Genomic DNA, 688 nt, shown 5'->3' with positions numbered 1-688 from the left:
TCTTCATTCTTCATTTTTAATTTTCAATTACTTAAACTCTACTATTACTTCATAATTAAGTTCTTCAAAGAAGTTCTTTAAGAATTTTTCAGTGGTGGTATTTACTTCGTTTAAAAAACCATTTTTGATTAGTTCTTCTTCTCTCTCTTTTTTAGATTTTAAAATTTCTTCGAATATGTCATTGCTTTGAATAGGGTTAAATATAGAAGTTCTTTCATCAAGTATTGATATATCGTCCTCGTTTATAATATGGTCTAATATAACGGAATTAGGCAAGGTTATAATTAGTTTATTATCTTTTAATGTTATTTCTGATTTATCTAAAATTACTCCAGCCTTTATATATCCATCGTATTTCAAAATAAGAGATTTTTCAGTAAAAGGAATTACTAAATCATTAAATTTAAAATTATCTTTTAGTGATATTATATGAGAATAATTATATTTAACAGTAACGAGTTCTTTAATATCTATTAATTGGTGATATATAAGTTCTTTTTTTACTTCTCTATTATTTTTTATAGATAAATTAATAGAGAAAATTATAACTAAAGCTAAAAGGAAAATAGCAAGTAATGATATTAATTTAGTTTTTAAAGAGATATTTTTTAATCTAATAAAATCACCACCTTTTAGTTATTTATATGTGTCATTATTTAAATAATGCACAACTTAAAACAATGCACAA

Annotated in this window: 1 protein-coding gene; it reads right to left on the bottom strand. The window is 21.9% G+C overall.

The window, feature by feature from the left end:
• Window positions 1-27 precede the first annotated feature (27 nt).
• On the bottom strand, window positions 28-468 hold the full coding sequence (locus B2W91_RS10010) for a DUF4230 domain-containing protein (protein WP_291580514.1): 441 nt from the start codon (window positions 466-468) through the stop codon (window positions 28-30).
• Window positions 469-688: the final 220 nt, after the last annotated feature.

The sequence above is a fragment of the Clostridium sp. UBA6640 genome, from assembly GCF_002455975.1.
Lineage (GTDB): Bacteria > Bacillota > Clostridia > Clostridiales > Clostridiaceae > Clostridium_J.
Note: the sequence above shows the minus strand (reverse complement) of the source record. Positions and strands in the feature narration are given on the sequence as shown.